Here is a 15,005-nt window from a genome sequence, read left to right as displayed (position 1 = left end):
GTGAGCAAACGATTGCAAATTTTTAAACTTAAGTTTTTTAATCTTAAAACGATAGAATAAATAGGACTATTTCCATGTCTAAGATCTTCGATTTTGTAAAACCTGGTGTGATTTCTGGCGATGACGTACAGAAAGTATTTGAAGTAGCAAAAGCAAACAAATTTGCTCTTCCTGCAGTAAACGTAATCAACACTGATACTATCAACGCTGTTCTTGAAGCTGCTGCTAAAGCAAAAGCTCCAGTTGTTGTTCAGTTCTCTAACGGCGGTGCTGGTTTCTTCGCTGGTAAAGGCGTTAAACTTGAAGGTCAAGGCGCACAAATTCTTGGCGCTGTAGCTGGTGCAAAATACGTTCACGCAGTAGCAGAATCTTACGGTGTTCCAGTTATTCTTCATACTGACCACGCTGCTAAGAAACTTCTTCCATGGATCGACGGTCTACTAGACGCTGGTGAAGAGTTCTTCGCACAAACTGGTAAGCCACTATTCTCTTCTCACATGCTAGACCTTTCTGAAGAGTCTCTAGAAGAGAACATTGAAACATGTGCAGCTTACTTAGCTCGCATGGCTAAACTAAACATGACAATCGAGATCGAACTTGGTTGTACTGGTGGTGAAGAAGACGGCGTTGATAACTCTGATATGGACGCATCTGAGCTTTACACTTCTCCTGAAGATGTTGCATACGCATACGAGAAACTAAACGCAGTTAGCCCACGTTTCACTATCGCAGCTTCTTTCGGTAACGTACACGGTGTTTACCAAGCTGGTAACGTTGTACTTACTCCAACTATCCTGCGTGATTCTCAAGCATACTGTGCTGAGAAGTTTGGCATTGCAGCTGACGCTCTTAACTTCGTATTCCACGGTGGTTCTGGTTCTTCTGAAGCAGAAATCCAAGAGTCTATCGGTTACGGCGTTATCAAAATGAACATCGATACTGATACTCAGTGGGCTTCATGGGATGGCGTTCGTACTTACGAAGCTGAGAACCGTGATTTCCTACAAGGTCAAATCGGTAACCCAACTGGCGAAGCTGCTCCAAACAAGAAGTTCTACGATCCACGCGTATGGCTACGTGCTGGTCAGTCTTCAATGGTTACTCGTCTTGAGAAAGCATTCGCTGACCTTAACGCTGTAGACGTACTGTAATTCTTTGAATTAAGTACTCTTTAAGTTTTAAAAACCCGCTCATTGAGCGGGTTTTTTTATGTCTGATAAAAACTTGTACTAAATATGTAAAAAACCTAGCGTGCGGTGAATAAATTTCGTAGTCTTTTAGTTATCGGTATTTGTGTTTATTGGTAAGTTTTATTAATTCAAAAGCTTACATAAATATGACTTTGCAATCTGTCAAAGATAGGATATCGTGCCGAAAAATTGAACTTGGTTCAGTTTATAAAAAAGGACTTGGCTTTAATTTACTTTTAACACAACGACTTAACATGAGTTGTACGGTTTATTTTGTTGTTGGGTAAGTTTGGCTTAAGGCAGTTTAGCTCATAGCATATTATATAGAGGATGCACATTATGGCTGATAGTTCGACAGCGCTTGAGACTCCAATTGTGGATGGTTTGTCTCACGCAGAGCAGTGGTTAACAAATAACTCAGATCTGTTTATTCAATACGGTGTAAACATTATCTCAGCACTGATAATTCTATTTATTGGTAATCTTATTGTTAAAGCAGTAGCGAATAGCGTGTCTAAGGTTCTTCAGAAGAAGAAAATGGACCGAGCAGTTGTGGAATTCGTCCATGGTTTAGTTCGTTACTTGTTGTTTGTTATTGTTTTAATTGCTGCACTTGGTCGTTTAGGCGTTCAAACTGCATCTGTAGTCGCTGTTATTGGTGCGGCTGGTTTGGCTGTTGGTCTTGCACTACAAGGCTCACTATCTAACTTTGCTGCGGGTGTACTTATCGTTGCATTCCGTCCATTCAAGTCTGGTGACTACGTGGAAATTGGTGGTGTAGCGGGTTCAGTAGATTCAATTCAGATCTTCCAAACCGTTCTAACAACACCAGACAACAAAATGGTTGTAGTACCTAACGGCAGCGTTATTGGTAGCCCAATTACTAACTACTCTCGTCATGATACGCGCCGTATTGATCTAATGATTGGTGTTTCTTACAACGCCGATCTTCAAAAGACAAAAGCGCTACTGACTAAGATCTGTGAATCTGATGAGCGTGTACTTAAAGAGCCTGGCGTTCAAGTTGGTGTTCACACACTAGCGGATTCTTCAGTTAACTTTGTTGTTCGTCCTTGGGTCAGCACTGCTGACTACTGGAATGTTTACTTCGACCTGATGCAAGCAATCAAAGAAGGCTTGGATAACGAAGGTATCGAAATCCCATTCCCGCAAGTGGATGTGCACATGAATAAAGTAGAAGCTTAATTTCTAGTTAGTTTTTCTAGCTATAAGCTTTTATAAGGAAAGGCGGATAACTTAGGTTATCCGCCTTTTTTTGATGAGTTAAGTTTGTGGATGACTCAATATGAACGGATTTAGCCGTACTGCTCAATGAGTCCATTGGCGAGTACAAGTGCAATAGCGAACATCATGGTTGCTACCGCGATATCGATGCCTTTCTTAACTTTGGGTTTCGATAGTGTTGGGCCTAGCTTTGCAGCACCTAATGACAAAGAGTAAAACCACACGAATGAAGCTAAGATAGTCCCCATAGCAAAAGCTATTCTATCGTTGCCTTCAAACTGCCCGCCTATGGATCCAAGAATCACTACAGTATCTAAATAAAGATGCGGGTTTAATACGGTTACTGCCAATGCACCTAAAACAACGGTGCGCTTACCGCGAGCCAGTATCTCACCCTTTGATTCATCACTAATATGTGTTCTGAACGCACTGCGCAGTGACAAGAAACCATAAACGGTTAGGAATGCGATACCACCCAGTGTCACTGAGGTGAGCAGTAATTCATTTTGCGACAGGATCGCTCCGCCACCAAAGATACCCAATGAAATGAACAAGGTATCGAGTAGGCTACAAATCGTCGCTGTGGTTAGGTGGTGATTGCGTTTAATCCCTTGATTTAAGACGTACGCGTTCTGAGCGCCAATAGGGATGATCATGCTCGCCCCTAGACCAAAACCTTGTAATAAAACCCAAAAATTCATTTCAACCTCCACTTAATTAACGATATTTACGTGCTATATGGCGAAGATACTCTGACACTTTAAATAAGTATAATTAATGATTTTAATCTATTATTAGAGTTGCTAATGTTGGCGGTAGTTAGGTCAAAAAGGAAGCAAGTTGATGCGTGGATTGGATTATAAATGGATAGAAGCACTGGACGCGGTGGTGAAACAACGCAGTTTTGAAAGGGCAGCCGAGCAGTTATATATCTCCCAGTCTGCGGTGTCTCAACGCATCAAACAGCTGGAAAAATGGTTAGCACAGCCTGCTCTGGTAAGAGAGAGCCCACCAAGGCCAACACCAGCAGGAAAAAAACTGTTGGGTTTGTATCGTCGTGTTCGCTTGTTAGAGCACGAGCTTGTCCCAGAGTTAATGAACGAAGAGGGAGCTCAACCTCTTTCTCTGTCTATTGCGACCAATGCTGATAGCTTGGCGACATGGTTACTTCCTGCGTTATCTGATGTGATGAATTCACGTCAAGTTGAGTTTAACCTCGCGATTCATGGTGAATCAAGAACCATTGAGAAGATTAAAAGTGGTGAGGTTGCTGGGGCTATCAGCCTCGAACCTCAACCTATTCCGGGTTGCAGTGCGGACTATCTTGGAAGAATGGATTATGTGTGTGTGGCGAACCCTAGCTTCCATCAACGTTACTTCTCTGATGGAGTGAACTATTCGACACTAACCAAAGCCCCAGCGGTTTCGTACGACCAATACGATGATCTGCATAAGAAATTTTTGCATGATCATTTTAACGTCCCGAGAGATAGCGTGATCAATCATACTGTCGGTAGTTCAGAAGCATTTGTACGCTTGGCATTGTCGGGCGTTGCCTACTGTTTGATTCCTCGATTGCAGATTATCGAGGAGCTAGAGTCTGGTGCTTTGATTGATATTACGCCCGGCTTTTTATTGTCTTACCGAATCTATTGGCACCATTGGCAATTAGAGAGCGGGGTATTAAAAGAGATATCTCAAGCGATATTAAATTATGCCCACAACCACTTACCTCAGTAAGCTGTTGGTTTTTGCAGCGTCAAAGTTGTGTTAGAAGTCCTGTCGCGGGATTGGTTATGTGACAAATTGCTCTATGATAAAAGAACATTTTTTCAGCATAGGTCTACCTAATGAAGTTTGTACCAAAGATGTTAGCAACGTCTCTTACTCTTACTGCAGCATTGAGTGCTGTGAGTTTTCCATCATTGGCTGACTCGCCATCTTTTCCGCATATTTCAACGACAGGCTATGGTGAAGTGATCGCGACACCAGACATGGCGACATTTTCAGTTAGAGTCGTGGAATCGACGATGACTGCTGAGCAGGCTAAAAATACCGTTGATAAAGTGGTGACTGGCTTTCTAAATAAGCTACATCAAGCGGGTGTTGATGAGGCGAGTGTACACAGCTCTAACCTGTATTTATCTCCTCAATATCATTACCCGAAAAATGGTAAACCTGAACTGGTTGGTTACCGTGCGTCACGTAATGTGACCGTTCAAGTGAATGAGCTAGCCAACTTAAATGACTACATGGATATTGCCATCGGGCAGGGTATTAACCAGATCGATAATATCCAACTTCAGGTTCGTGACCAAGCTAAGTATCAGGAGCAAGCGCGCTTGGAGGCCATTAAAGATGCGACATCAAAAGCTAAATCATTAGCGAGCGGTTTTGAGCGCGAGTTAGGTGATGTCTGGCGCATAGATTACAACGCACAATCTTCTCAGCCTGTATTGATGCGTTCAATGGCAATGGATGCGAGAACCGAGTCGAATTCTTATGAAGATTCGACGATCACCATTCGTGATCGAGTGAATGTGATCTACCAACTAGAAGAGTAGTGAACATACCTCAGGAAGGGATTAGATCATCATGATCTATTTACCTACAGTAGACCAAATACTAAAAAGGCTCTCATTACGAGAGCCTTTTCTATTTTTACTTATGATCTAATTCGATGATTAGTGAAGTAAACGAGCACGAATGGTGCCTTCGATCTCTTTCAGTTTAAGCAGAGCTTCTTCTGAACGATTCGCTTCCACGTCGATAACCACATAACCCATATCTGCTGCAGTTTGTAAGTACTGACCTGCGATGTTAATCCCTTCCTCTGCGAAGATGGTGTTAATTTGAGTTAGGATACCCGGACGGTTTTCGTGAATGTGTAGCAGGCGAGAAGCACCTGTATGCAATGGTAATGATACTTCAGGGAAGTTAACACTGGATAGCGTTGAGCCATTATCAGAGTACTTAGCAAGCTTACCTGCAACTTCTACACCGATGTTCTCTTGTGCTTCCTGTGTTGAACCACCCACGTGAGGCGTTAGGATCACGTTATCGAACTGCATCAATGGTGACTCAAATGGGTCAGCATTGGTTTTTGGTTCCGTTGGGAATACATCGATTGCTGCACCTGAAAGGTGACCAGAATCTAGAGCGCCGCACAGAGCTGGGATATCTACTACCGTGCCACGTGCTGCATTGATAAAGATAGAACCAGGCTTCATGCGCTCGAACTCTTCTTTACCCATCATGTTCTTCGTTTCATTGGTTTCAGGTACGTGCAAAGAGATCACGTCACACTTGTTCAGCAAGTCAGTCATAGTGTGAACTTGAGTTGCGTTACCCAAAGACAGTTTGTTTTCGATATCGTAAAAGTAAACTCGCATACCCAGGTTTTCAGCAATAATACCTAGCTGAGTACCAATGTGACCGTAGCCAATAATACCTAAACGCTTACCACGAGCTTCGTAAGAGTTGTCAGCACTCTTTTTCCAGATACCACGGTGAGCAAGAGCATTCTTCTCTGGGATACCGCGTAGTAGCAATAGAACTTGACCAAGAACTAGCTCAGCAACGCTTCGAGTATTTGAGAACGGTGCATTGAAAACAGGGATACCGCGTTTTGCTGCCGCTTGAAGGTTAACCTGGTTAGTACCAATACAGAAACAACCGACTGCAACTAGCTTTTCAGCTGCATCAATAACTTCTTGGGAGATGTTGGTGCGAGAACGGATACCAATGAAATGAGCATCTTTCACTGCTTCAAGAAGTTCATCTTCAGGTAGTGAGCCTTTATGGTACTCAATGTTTGTGTAACCAGCGGCTTGCAGTACTTCTACAGAAGAAGGGTGAAGACCCTCTAGAAGTAGAATTTTAATTTTTTCTTTTTCCAGTGAAACTTTGGCCATTGTTCTCGTCCTTAAAATGGAAAGGTTGGGCAAATGCGGCGCACGTGCTACAAAACGGCTAAAAGAGGAACTTATTCACCATTTTGTCAGGAGACAAACGTTTTCCCTGTGCGTCTTCTGAACAATAAAGTAACAAAAAAAAAATGTTTTGGGTAAGAAAATTACGGAATAAGACATAATTTTACGGGCGAAAAGCAAAAAAAACGGCGCCCTTGGGCACCGTATGTAATGAAGTAACAGAAAAACTCAATCTTCTATTATTTATTCTTCAATTTTTGCACCTTCAGGTGTGCCTGTGATAACCACATCAGCACCACGGTGAGCAAATAGACCAACCGTAACCACACCAGCGATACCGTTGATGATATCTTCTAATTGTTTTGGGTTTTCGATCGCCATGCCGTATACATCTAGGATCACGTTGCCATTATCAGTGGTGCAACCTTCGCGGTAAACTGGGTCACCACCAAGCTTTACTAGTTCACGTGCAACATATGAACGTGCCATCGGGATAACTTCAACAGGCAATGGGAATTTACCCAACACATCAACGGCTTTAGTACCGTCAACAATACAAATAAACTTATCAGAGATAGCCGCTACGATTTTTTCACGAGTCAAAGCAGCACCGCCGCCTTTGATCATGTCGCGTGAACCGTTGATCTCATCTGCGCCATCAACATAGATGTCTAACTTGAATACGTCATTACACTCAAATACTTTGATTTCTAGCGCTTCTAGTTTTTCAGTAGAGGCTACAGAGCTTGAAACCGCACCTTTGATTTTTTCTTTCATTGTGCCTAGTGCGTCGATGAAGTGATTTACTGTAGAGCCAGTACCTACACCTACAATGCTGCCTTCTTCAACATATTGAAGTGCTGCCCAGCCAGCTGCTTTTTTCATTTCATCTTGAGTCATGCCATTCTCCTGAATAAGGTCTTGCGCTTTGAATTAATCGTTCGCGTATTGAAGTTAACGTTTGGATATCGAGGTTAACGTTTGCGGCGCGATTATAGCGCTTTAATGGCTGTTTTCCCATTGCCAAGTCTTACTCGGAGTCACGATTTTAGGTAACGGAATGTCCCACTCTTCAATTGGCAGTGTATCGACATGCTGGCAATCATGAGCTAAACCAATTGGCGTTGCGCCTTCACCAGTCTCAAACCATCGAACCAAGGTACGATCGTAATATCCGCCGCCCATGCCTAAGCGATGCCCTTGAGAGTCAAAGCCTACAAGGGGAGTCAGAATGACGTCGAGTTGCTGACAAGGTTTAACCAGCATCTGATTGAGCTGAGGTTCGACAATGCCGTACTTATTCAAAACAGTGGGTGTGGTTGGTGAGTAATGCAGAAACAGCAAATGTCCGGCAGAGAAGGGGTGTAATACTGGTAAATAAGTTTGCTTGCCTTGCGCCCATAACCATTCAATTAAAGGCTGGGTATCGAGTTCGCCATCAATGGAAATATAGAGGGCGATATGTTGAGCTGACTGAATCTCATCAAGCTGAGAGCACTGTTTAACTAAGTCTATACCGGATTGAGTTTGTTGGTCGCCAGATAAGGCATTGCGTTTGATACGGATCTGTTTGCGAAATTCGCTGCGTGTGAGCGTCTTCATAAGAAGGGATACCCCAAAGTGCCGTTGAGAATAGATGGCCCTTGAACCAGCGAGTTCAAGGCGGATCAGCAATGATTACCGTAGGCTTCTCGGCGGACCGAGCATGCTCAATAGCACTCAAGTACTAACCCTTAGGGATTGCTTATCGGCTCGGGGACGTGAATCCTCTGACAAACACTCCAGGGTAAATTTTGTGTACGCTATTGCTGTCCGTGCTTAACTTTACTGAGGACATCTGAAAGTGATGTCGTGAGCTGTTCCATTCGCTCGGTCAGTGCGTTTTGTTCATCATTTGCTTCAAACTTCTTGGTTTGTAATTCATAGCAAATGTTCAGAGCTGCGATCGTTAGCAGCTTCACTTCATTGGTTACCTTAGTACGTTCAGCCATCTCTTTCAATCGATTATCAAGATCGGCCGCCGCTGCAATCAATGACTCTTCTTGCCCTGGGGGACAATTCACTCGAGTCAGTTTTCCTAATATTTCAACGTCTACCGCTTGATTACTCATGATGGATGAACTCTTTAACGCACTATTTAAGGCTGTTGCCCTTTATCATATTTTTACAAAGAAAAAGTGCAAGTACCGATGAGGAAGCAATCTCCTCTGAGGGAGAAACTATAGGTAAACCGCTATTAAGATTCAAGCTTTTCAGAGTGACTGTTTGTAAATGAGAGCTTGAGCACACAGTAATTCAGCAAATTGAACAATTGGTAGTCAGTCATCCTTCAATTGCTCAGGATCGATGCTTATCAGAATTGGGGTGAAGTGGTACGATTATACTATCGATATAAAGAATAACTGAGCGAGCTATCTGATGAGCGAAACTACTTTACCTGACTACCTAACGGTTGCGACTGAACTTCAATCGGCAAGCCTAGCCGTAAACCCTGCTGAGATGCATGGTTTATTAACGGGTATGTTGAGCGGAGGCTTAAACCTGGCAGATAAAAGCTGGCAACCACTGATCTTTGATTACACCAATGAAGGTATGGGCTGGCCAGATCGCGCATTAACGCTTGCGGAAGCAACGCTAAAAGTAACGACCAGCGAAATCACAGGTTCAGGCATGGAGCTGTCTATGTTGTTGCCGGACGAAGACGCAAGCGCAAGCCTGTTTGATCTTGCGGACGGTGTGTCTGATTGGATTAACCACTTCATTTCTGGCTTAGGCTTGGTTGGCGCTCAATTGAATAAAGCCTCTGACGGTACCAAAGAAGCTTTGGCTGATCTTGAAGAGATGGCAAAGCTGGGTATTGATGAAGAAGATGATATGGAAGAGCAGGCGCAGCTTCTAGAGCACGTTATTGAACACGTAAAAGCGTGTGCACTAACGATTCATGCTGAATTCGGTGCTCGCCCATCTGCAGATGCAGCTCCAACCATTCATTAATCCGCTTGTCGGTTTGAGGTTATAATGGCTCAGTATGATGTTGTAATTGCTGGTGGCGCAATGGCAGGGGCGACCTTAGCCCTTGCTCTGAATCACCTCAGTCAAGGTTCACTATCGATCGCGGTAGTAGAGCCTTATCAGGTTGATCATCAAGCTCACCCTGGTTTTGATTCTCGTTCGATCGCTTTGTCTTATGGCACGGTGCAGATCCTTGATTCTTTGCATTTGTGGCAATCTATCGCACCGGTAGCAACCCCGATTAAAGATATCTATGTATCGGATAGAGGGCATGCCGGAATGACGGACATCTACAGTGAAGAGCTTGCTGTTGATGCGCTTGGCTATGTGGTGGAGTTGGCGGATGTGGGTCGAATCTATCAGCAGAAGCTTGAATCCGAAGCTGCAATTACGATGTTTTGCCCTGAGTCTGTCAGTAAAGTCGAACGTGAAGAGTTGCAAACGACGATTGAACTGACAAGTGGGCAAACAGTAACAACTAAGTTATTGGTCGCTGCCGATGGCGCTATCTCAACCTGTTGCAAGCAACTCAATATCTCATTGAGTGAGCATGACTTTGAACAAGTTGCTGTGATTGCCAATATCGTGGCGAGCGAACCTCATCAAGGTCGAGCATTTGAGCGTTTTACTCATCATGGGCCAGTCGCTCTCTTACCGATGAGTGACAACCGTTTGTCGCTGGTTTGGTGTTTGTCACCGGAGCAAGCGCAAAAAGTGGTGACGCTAAACGACAACGAATTTCTTGAGCAGTTGCAGAGTGACTTTGGTTGGCGACTTGGCAGACTCGAGAAGGTAGGCAAGCGTGCCAGTTACCCACTGATTCTTCGTCATCGTCAGCAAAATATCTCTCATCGATTTGCGATTATTGGTAATGCCGCTCAAACGCTTCACCCAATTGCAGGACAAGGTTTTAATCTTGGCATCCGTGATGTGGCTTCCTTGGCGGAAGAGTTGTGTACCCAACTCGATGATGTTGGGCGTTACAATGGTCTTGTTAACTTTAGAAAGCGTAGAGAACAAGATAGAGACACGACGATTACGCTGACATCAAGCCTAGTCCATTTATTCTCAAACGATTTTTTGACCGCTCGCATTGGGCGTAATCTTGGGTTAGCCGTAATTGATAACCTTCCACCACTTAAAGGTCCACTTTTGCGTCATACGCTTGGCCTAGTAGAAAGATAAGGTAGAAAAATAATGATGCAAAGTGTTGATATCGCGATTGTTGGTGGAGGCATGGTTGGCCTAGCGCTTGCTGCTGCGTTGAAAGACAGTGACCTAAGAATAGCCGTCATTGAAGGCAGGGCACCCAGTGAAGGGCTTAGCGAATTGCCTGATGTGCGTGTGTCGGCATTGAGCCGCTCTAGTGAAGTGATTCTTCGTAACTTAGGCGCATGGCAAGGCATTGAACAAAGACGTGCGGCACCTTACCAAGCGATGGAGGTGTGGGAACAAGATAGCTTTGCTCGTATTGAGTTTGACTCGACACGTTTGGCTCAGCCGAATCTCGGTCATATTGTTGAAAACCGTGTGATTCAACTCGCACTGCTTGAACAGGTGAAGAAGCAAGATAATGTCAGCCTATACATGCCAGCTACGTGCAAAACGATGGCGATTGGTGAGAGCGAAGCATGGTTAACGCTAGACAATGGTCAAGCGCTGACCGCTAAGTTGGTTGTTGGAGCTGACGGTGCAAACTCTTGGGTTCGCAAACAGCAAGATATCCCACTAACACATTGGGATTACGGCCATAGTGCGATTGTCGCGAATATCAAGACCACAGAGCCGCATCACAGCGTTGCTCGTCAGATATTCACACCACAAGGGCCATTGGCATTCCTACCAATGCAGCCAAGCCACATGAGTTCGATAGTTTGGTCTACGGAGCCTAATCGTGCCGAGAAGCTTGTATCCATGTCGGATGCTGATTTTAATAAGCAGCTAACGGCAGAGTTCGACTCAAAGCTTGGATTATGCGAAGTGGTTGGTGACCGTTTTGCCTTCCCACTGCGCATGCGCTATGCACGTGACTTTGCGGTGGAGCGTGTGGCTTTGGTTGGTGATGCTGCTCATACGATTCATCCGTTAGCAGGGCAAGGCGTGAACCTTGGCCTATTAGACGCAGCAAGCTTAGCGCAAGAGCTGTTAACGCTATGGGCTGCTGGCGAGGACATTGGTACTAAACGTAACCTTCGTGGCTATGAACGCTGGAGAAAAGCTGAGGCGGCGAAGATGATTGCTTCAATGCAGGGCTTTAAAGATCTGTTTGAAGGCGATAACTCAGCCAAGAAGCTGATTCGTGGCATCGGTATGAAGCTCGCGGGCCAATTACCGGGGGCGAAAGATGAGATCATGAAGCGAGCACTGGGTTTGTCAGGCAATCTTCCTGATCTAGCCAAGCGTCCAGTTACGCACCAATAATCGTGAATCAACAATCGCAAATCAATAGTCGCGCACGGGTGAGCCGTTGTTGATGGTCAGCAGCTGCAGCTGATTGCCATTGACTCAATCTGAACACGAAAAAAGGGTTGGCATTATGCCAACCCTTTTTGTTTTTAATTCTGTAGAGAATCAGGTCATGCGTATGCGCAGCGCAGTTTCATGATTTCACTATTTATTTCTTTTACCGTTTGAAAGTGACGCCTTTCTGCTCGGTCTGGCAGCACGAGTTTACCGTTATCAAACTCAAATTTGCCTACGCCGTAAATGTAGATTCGTCCTTTGAAAAGTCGACTTACATGTTTAGCAATCATACTCGGTGTATAGCGCTTAAACAGTCTCATTTTAATTATCCTTATATTTACCTAGCCTGCATATTATAGAAAAACTCCGAGATAATAATTGTGATAAGCATGGAGTAATATGCAGTAGAGTTGACGTGAATTAGATATTTGTGCTGTTCTAAGCACTTTCTTCAGTAAATATCTATTTTTACGTGAGCTCCTCCCCAAAATAATACTGAGTAGTGAACTGCTGTGAACTTTCCTGTTCGGTATTAAGCAGTGATAATGTTACAAGTATAAGAATAGGCGGGATTTTTTTGTTTGTGTAATCAAATTGTAAATTTTTGACAAAAAAAAGCCCGTCTAAAACGGGCGAATAGTCACAGATGCATTACACAAAAGTGGATACTGATGTTACTCAGTGGATTCACTTGTACTGATTTGCTTAAAAGCGAGTCAGTAAATTTACAATAACGTAAATTCGCCCTTGTGACTACTTATGCCTTTATTTTGAGTAACTATTTATTATTGGTATGTTCTTCTTATGACGAACTTCACACTAAAAATGTATTCAATGAAAATTTGTACTTAAGTTTGCGAACGATGACTCGATCGAAAAGGTCATCGACTGATGTCAGCAACGATTGGTGCGCAAAGGGTCATAAGATCATTGGGATCCAGCGCAATACCAGCCATTCGATCACCCGAGCTAATAGTAACCGTCGAGTTTTTTTGAATTGAAGGATCAAAAATGATCGGCATGTATCTCTTTAGAGCAAGAGGGCCAACACATCCAGCCTTAAAGCCTGTGATCGTTTCAACATCAGCGAGTGATACACAGGTCATTCGACGGCAATTCAGTACCGAGCGTACTTTCTTGGGGTCGACAGAGCGATCTCCAGCAGTACAGGCCAACGCATATTGGTTGCCCATATCCTTGAGCAGGATACACTTCACCATTTGAGAGGCGTCGATGCCTCGCTCTTGAGCTGTCTCTTCGATGCTGGTGGTTGGTTTACTTTGCATCAGCAGGCGATAGTTCACCTGCTGTTGATCCAGCCATCGTGTAATCAGTGTTTCCACGTGGTTACTCGTCGTCAAGGCTGTAAGGCAGTGGCAGGATATTCCATGTTTGATCAGGTTGCGCGGTCAGTCGAAGCTGAACATCGTCATCAAGGTTGTTTGGCAGTACCATCAAACCAATCGCTTGGTTATTAGCAAATTGATAGACGTTTAATAGTCGGCCTGCACCACGCCAGTTTTCACCCACGCTGCGTTCTAGTTCAATCGTATTTTCAAGAGACAGTACATCTGAAGTCGTTCCAGAAACAATGCGCATCTCACGCTTGTTCATGCCACGGTACTTGGCACGAGCAACCGTTTCTTGACCTGTGTAGCATCCCTTTGAAAAGCTGATACCGCCAATCGCTTGTAGGTTAAGAGCTTGAGGGATGTGCTCGTTTTGATCTGCTTTTGATAGGTTAGGCTGAGCATCAAGAATTTCATGATACTGCCAAAGCGCTTCTGATACTTTTTCAGCTGAGCTGCTTGATACCAAGGCTTCTGCTGCTTCTTGAGTAACAAGTAGAGCCCAACGGTTGTCTGAGACTTGAACGGCTGTACCACCAGAGATAGCACGCACTTTACCTTGACCCTCTGCAATCGAATCAACGTATTGGTTCGCTGAAGTACCCATGATTCCGATAACAACGTCAGACGTCTGCTCGATATCAATTTTAGAGAACACGGCGTATTTCTTGATTTCAACTAACTCGACTTCAATTGCCGATTTAGGCTGCATAAGAGCGTAACCACCATTGTGGTGGAACAAACGAAAGATACTCCAAACCTTTCCTTTCGCATCACAATGCGCGCCTAATGTAGAATCATCATTAGGAAGAGTGACGACATCGCACGTTACTTGACCTTGTAGGTACGACTTTTTGTCATCGCCTATCATGGTGATTGCGCTCCAGTCTGACACGTGTGTGATCATCAGTTCTGGAAGCGATTCATTTTGCGTATGAGCGAGCGGCTGAAATGTGTTTTTCCAATCCATTTTATCTTTCCTAAGAATTTTATTTGGCTCTATGTTAATCCGGTTCTGTTTCTTTGTCAGCCTAGGTTTTTTTGTGAGCTTAGATAGGGACTGTGACTCACATAGTAGTTGCAGAGCGTATGACTTGTTACACTCCGAGAAAGAAAAATTATAGGTGAGGATAGCCAATGTACACTGCAGAGCAGAAAGCACGAATTAAATGGGGTTGCCGTCGTGGCATGTTAGAACTTGATGTAGTCATCATGCCATTTTTTGAAGAGTGTTTTGATTCATTGCAAGAGCAGGAACAGCGTGAGTTTGTTTCTCTACTTGAGTGTGATGACCCAGATTTGTTTACTTGGGTTATGGGACATGGGCGCAGTGAAAATCTAGGCCATGCTTCAATGGTTGATAAAATTGTCGCGCATAACCTCAGCAAGGTTCGTTAAGCTTCAGCTTAAACCTTCATATTCCGCATTATTTGCAAAAGGCACTGTTTTTGGGTGCCTTTTGTTTTTCATTGTCTTTTCTTCTATCCCACTCGTTGTTGCCCTCTATTGTTTAGCTCTAATGTTCCGTTTGTTTAAAGCCAATCATGTAATCTTGAATACAGCACATGGATGCTTTGATTATAAAGAAGATGGCGAGATTCGACTCAATGACCAATCCTACACACTTAAGTCCGTTGATAAGATCTGGGCACAGTTTTTCGTCAAACTAAAATTCGAATGTGGGCATTCGGTAATACTTTGGCGTGATAGTTGTCGTGAGCGTGAATATCGCCACTTTCTGGCGAACTTACAACGATCGCACGAGGTAAATGAGGACGCGAGATAAAAGAAAAAGGAGCACTAGGCTCCTTTTC

The 15,005-nt window shown here is 44.0% G+C and carries 17 protein-coding genes and 1 other RNA gene; 9 read left to right on the top strand and 9 right to left on the bottom strand.

Annotation, left to right across the window (positions count from 1 at the left end; genetic code table 11):
• The first annotated feature begins 74 nt into the window (after window positions 1-74).
• Window positions 75-1,151 carry a class II fructose-bisphosphate aldolase gene (gene fbaA / locus AC3CID_RS13425; RefSeq protein ID WP_004735492.1) on the top strand — a complete coding sequence of 359 codons (1,077 nt, stop codon included), beginning with the start codon at window positions 75-77 and terminating at the stop codon, window positions 1,149-1,151.
• Window positions 1,152-1,529: 378 nt separating this feature from the next.
• A complete protein-coding gene (gene mscS / locus AC3CID_RS13420; protein ID WP_102569438.1) occupies window positions 1,530-2,396 on the top strand; it encodes a small-conductance mechanosensitive channel MscS in 867 nt (288 codons plus the stop codon).
• Window positions 2,397-2,506: 110 nt separating this feature from the next.
• Here mscS and AC3CID_RS13415 read toward each other — a convergent pair whose 3' ends face one another.
• Entirely contained in the window at window positions 2,507-3,136 is a 630-nt protein-coding gene (locus AC3CID_RS13415) for a LysE/ArgO family amino acid transporter (RefSeq protein ID WP_479306262.1), read from the bottom strand.
• 142 nt (window positions 3,137-3,278) lie between these two features.
• On the opposite strand from AC3CID_RS13415, the gene AC3CID_RS13410 reads away from it, so the two are divergent.
• Both AC3CID_RS13410 and AC3CID_RS13405 read left to right on the top strand, forming a co-directional pair.
• Entirely contained in the window at window positions 3,279-4,175 is an 897-nt protein-coding gene (locus tag AC3CID_RS13410) for a LysR family transcriptional regulator ArgP (RefSeq protein ID WP_488526666.1), read from the top strand.
• A gap of 110 nt (window positions 4,176-4,285) precedes the next feature.
• Window positions 4,286-4,999, top strand: coding sequence for an oxidative stress defense protein (locus tag AC3CID_RS13405; protein ID WP_054547458.1), 714 nt, complete (start codon window positions 4,286-4,288; stop codon window positions 4,997-4,999).
• A 120-nt stretch (window positions 5,000-5,119) separates the two neighbouring features.
• On the opposite strand, the gene serA is transcribed toward AC3CID_RS13405, so the two are convergent.
• The 5 genes from serA to zapA form a co-directional block, all read right to left on the bottom strand.
• Window positions 5,120-6,349 (bottom strand): phosphoglycerate dehydrogenase, encoded by a 1,230-nt coding sequence (gene serA / locus AC3CID_RS13400; RefSeq protein WP_017077788.1) that lies wholly within the window; start codon window positions 6,347-6,349, stop codon window positions 5,120-5,122.
• Window positions 6,350-6,610: 261 nt separating this feature from the next.
• Window positions 6,611-7,267 (bottom strand): ribose-5-phosphate isomerase RpiA, encoded by a 657-nt coding sequence (rpiA, locus tag AC3CID_RS13395; protein WP_054547459.1) that lies wholly within the window; start codon window positions 7,265-7,267, stop codon window positions 6,611-6,613.
• Window positions 7,268-7,369: 102 nt separating this feature from the next.
• Entirely contained in the window at window positions 7,370-7,969 is a 600-nt protein-coding gene (locus AC3CID_RS13390) for a 5-formyltetrahydrofolate cyclo-ligase (RefSeq protein WP_488526665.1), read from the bottom strand.
• Window positions 7,970-7,975: 6 nt separating this feature from the next.
• Window positions 7,976-8,158: non-coding RNA, 6S RNA (ssrS, locus tag AC3CID_RS13385), on the bottom strand.
• 11 nt (window positions 8,159-8,169) lie between these two features.
• Window positions 8,170-8,478, bottom strand: coding sequence for a cell division protein ZapA (gene zapA / locus AC3CID_RS13380; RefSeq protein WP_004735366.1), 309 nt, complete (start codon window positions 8,476-8,478; stop codon window positions 8,170-8,172).
• A gap of 307 nt (window positions 8,479-8,785) precedes the next feature.
• Between zapA and AC3CID_RS13375 the strand changes: the two genes are divergently transcribed.
• Genes AC3CID_RS13375 through AC3CID_RS13365 form a run of 3 tightly spaced genes read left to right on the top strand, consistent with a single transcriptional unit; the run spans window position 8,786 to window position 11,800 of the window.
• A complete protein-coding gene (locus AC3CID_RS13375) occupies window positions 8,786-9,361 on the top strand; it encodes a YecA/YgfB family protein (RefSeq protein WP_171313212.1) in 576 nt (191 codons plus the stop codon).
• A gap of 24 nt (window positions 9,362-9,385) precedes the next feature.
• Window positions 9,386-10,564, top strand: a complete 1,179-nt coding sequence (gene ubiH / locus AC3CID_RS13370; protein WP_488526664.1) for a 2-octaprenyl-6-methoxyphenyl hydroxylase — start codon at window positions 9,386-9,388, stop codon at window positions 10,562-10,564.
• A 12-nt stretch (window positions 10,565-10,576) separates the two neighbouring features.
• Entirely contained in the window at window positions 10,577-11,800 is a 1,224-nt protein-coding gene (locus tag AC3CID_RS13365; protein WP_488526663.1) for an FAD-dependent 2-octaprenylphenol hydroxylase, read from the top strand.
• A gap of 155 nt (window positions 11,801-11,955) precedes the next feature.
• On the opposite strand, the gene AC3CID_RS13360 is transcribed toward AC3CID_RS13365, so the two are convergent.
• From AC3CID_RS13360 to ygfZ, 3 genes are all read right to left on the bottom strand, one after another.
• Window positions 11,956-12,162, bottom strand: a complete 207-nt coding sequence (locus AC3CID_RS13360; protein WP_004735370.1) for a DUF1107 domain-containing protein — start codon at window positions 12,160-12,162, stop codon at window positions 11,956-11,958.
• A gap of 561 nt (window positions 12,163-12,723) precedes the next feature.
• Window positions 12,724-13,185, bottom strand: a complete 462-nt coding sequence (locus tag AC3CID_RS13355; protein WP_054547646.1) for an aminoacyl-tRNA deacylase — start codon at window positions 13,183-13,185, stop codon at window positions 12,724-12,726.
• Between the two features lie 4 nt (window positions 13,186-13,189).
• Window positions 13,190-14,161 carry a tRNA-modifying protein YgfZ gene (gene ygfZ / locus AC3CID_RS13350; protein WP_054547464.1) on the bottom strand — a complete coding sequence of 324 codons (972 nt, stop codon included), beginning with the start codon at window positions 14,159-14,161 and terminating at the stop codon, window positions 13,190-13,192.
• 167 nt (window positions 14,162-14,328) lie between these two features.
• Here ygfZ and AC3CID_RS13345 point away from each other — a divergent pair, with 167 nt between their 5' ends.
• Together AC3CID_RS13345 and AC3CID_RS13340 are read left to right on the top strand one after the other, a co-directional pair.
• Window positions 14,329-14,589 carry an FAD assembly factor SdhE gene (locus tag AC3CID_RS13345; protein ID WP_004735374.1) on the top strand — a complete coding sequence of 87 codons (261 nt, stop codon included), beginning with the start codon at window positions 14,329-14,331 and terminating at the stop codon, window positions 14,587-14,589.
• Window positions 14,537-14,977 (top strand): protein YgfX, encoded by a 441-nt coding sequence (locus AC3CID_RS13340; RefSeq protein ID WP_488526662.1) that lies wholly within the window; start codon window positions 14,537-14,539, stop codon window positions 14,975-14,977. The genes AC3CID_RS13345 and AC3CID_RS13340 overlap by 53 nt, the downstream gene beginning before the upstream one ends.
• Window positions 14,978-15,005 lie beyond the last annotated feature (28 nt).

The sequence above is a fragment of the Vibrio sp. QJM3NY_21 genome (assembly GCF_057785975.1).
The sequence above is the reverse complement of the archived record's forward strand: the minus strand, read 5'-3'. Positions and strand labels throughout refer to the sequence as shown.

What these genes read in the sequence shown, in the direction of transcription:
- zapA (WP_004735366.1), bottom strand. Translation starts at nt 8,478, where the DNA reads ATGAGTAATCAAGCGGTAGACGTTGAAATATTAGGAAAACTGACTCGA.
- ygfZ (WP_054547464.1), bottom strand. Translation starts at nt 14,161, where the DNA reads ATGGATTGGAAAAACACATTTCAGCCGCTCGCTCATACGCAAAATGAA.
- AC3CID_RS13340 (WP_488526662.1), top strand. Translation starts at nt 14,537, where the DNA reads ATGCTTCAATGGTTGATAAAATTGTCGCGCATAACCTCAGCAAGGTTC.
- AC3CID_RS13415 (WP_479306262.1), bottom strand. Translation starts at nt 3,136, where the DNA reads ATGAATTTTTGGGTTTTATTACAAGGTTTTGGTCTAGGGGCGAGCATG.
- mscS (WP_102569438.1), top strand. Translation starts at nt 1,530, where the DNA reads ATGGCTGATAGTTCGACAGCGCTTGAGACTCCAATTGTGGATGGTTTG.
- AC3CID_RS13390 (WP_488526665.1), bottom strand. Translation starts at nt 7,969, where the DNA reads ATGAAGACGCTCACACGCAGCGAATTTCGCAAACAGATCCGTATCAAA.
- AC3CID_RS13405 (WP_054547458.1), top strand. Translation starts at nt 4,286, where the DNA reads ATGAAGTTTGTACCAAAGATGTTAGCAACGTCTCTTACTCTTACTGCA.
- rpiA (WP_054547459.1), bottom strand. Translation starts at nt 7,267, where the DNA reads ATGACTCAAGATGAAATGAAAAAAGCAGCTGGCTGGGCAGCACTTCAA.
- serA (WP_017077788.1), bottom strand. Translation starts at nt 6,349, where the DNA reads ATGGCCAAAGTTTCACTGGAAAAAGAAAAAATTAAAATTCTACTTCTA.
- AC3CID_RS13410 (WP_488526666.1), top strand. Translation starts at nt 3,279, where the DNA reads ATGCGTGGATTGGATTATAAATGGATAGAAGCACTGGACGCGGTGGTG.
- fbaA (WP_004735492.1), top strand. Translation starts at nt 75, where the DNA reads ATGTCTAAGATCTTCGATTTTGTAAAACCTGGTGTGATTTCTGGCGAT.
- AC3CID_RS13365 (WP_488526663.1), top strand. Translation starts at nt 10,577, where the DNA reads ATGATGCAAAGTGTTGATATCGCGATTGTTGGTGGAGGCATGGTTGGC.
- AC3CID_RS13375 (WP_171313212.1), top strand. Translation starts at nt 8,786, where the DNA reads ATGAGCGAAACTACTTTACCTGACTACCTAACGGTTGCGACTGAACTT.
- ubiH (WP_488526664.1), top strand. Translation starts at nt 9,386, where the DNA reads ATGGCTCAGTATGATGTTGTAATTGCTGGTGGCGCAATGGCAGGGGCG.
- AC3CID_RS13360 (WP_004735370.1), bottom strand. Translation starts at nt 12,162, where the DNA reads ATGAGACTGTTTAAGCGCTATACACCGAGTATGATTGCTAAACATGTA.
- AC3CID_RS13345 (WP_004735374.1), top strand. Translation starts at nt 14,329, where the DNA reads ATGTACACTGCAGAGCAGAAAGCACGAATTAAATGGGGTTGCCGTCGT.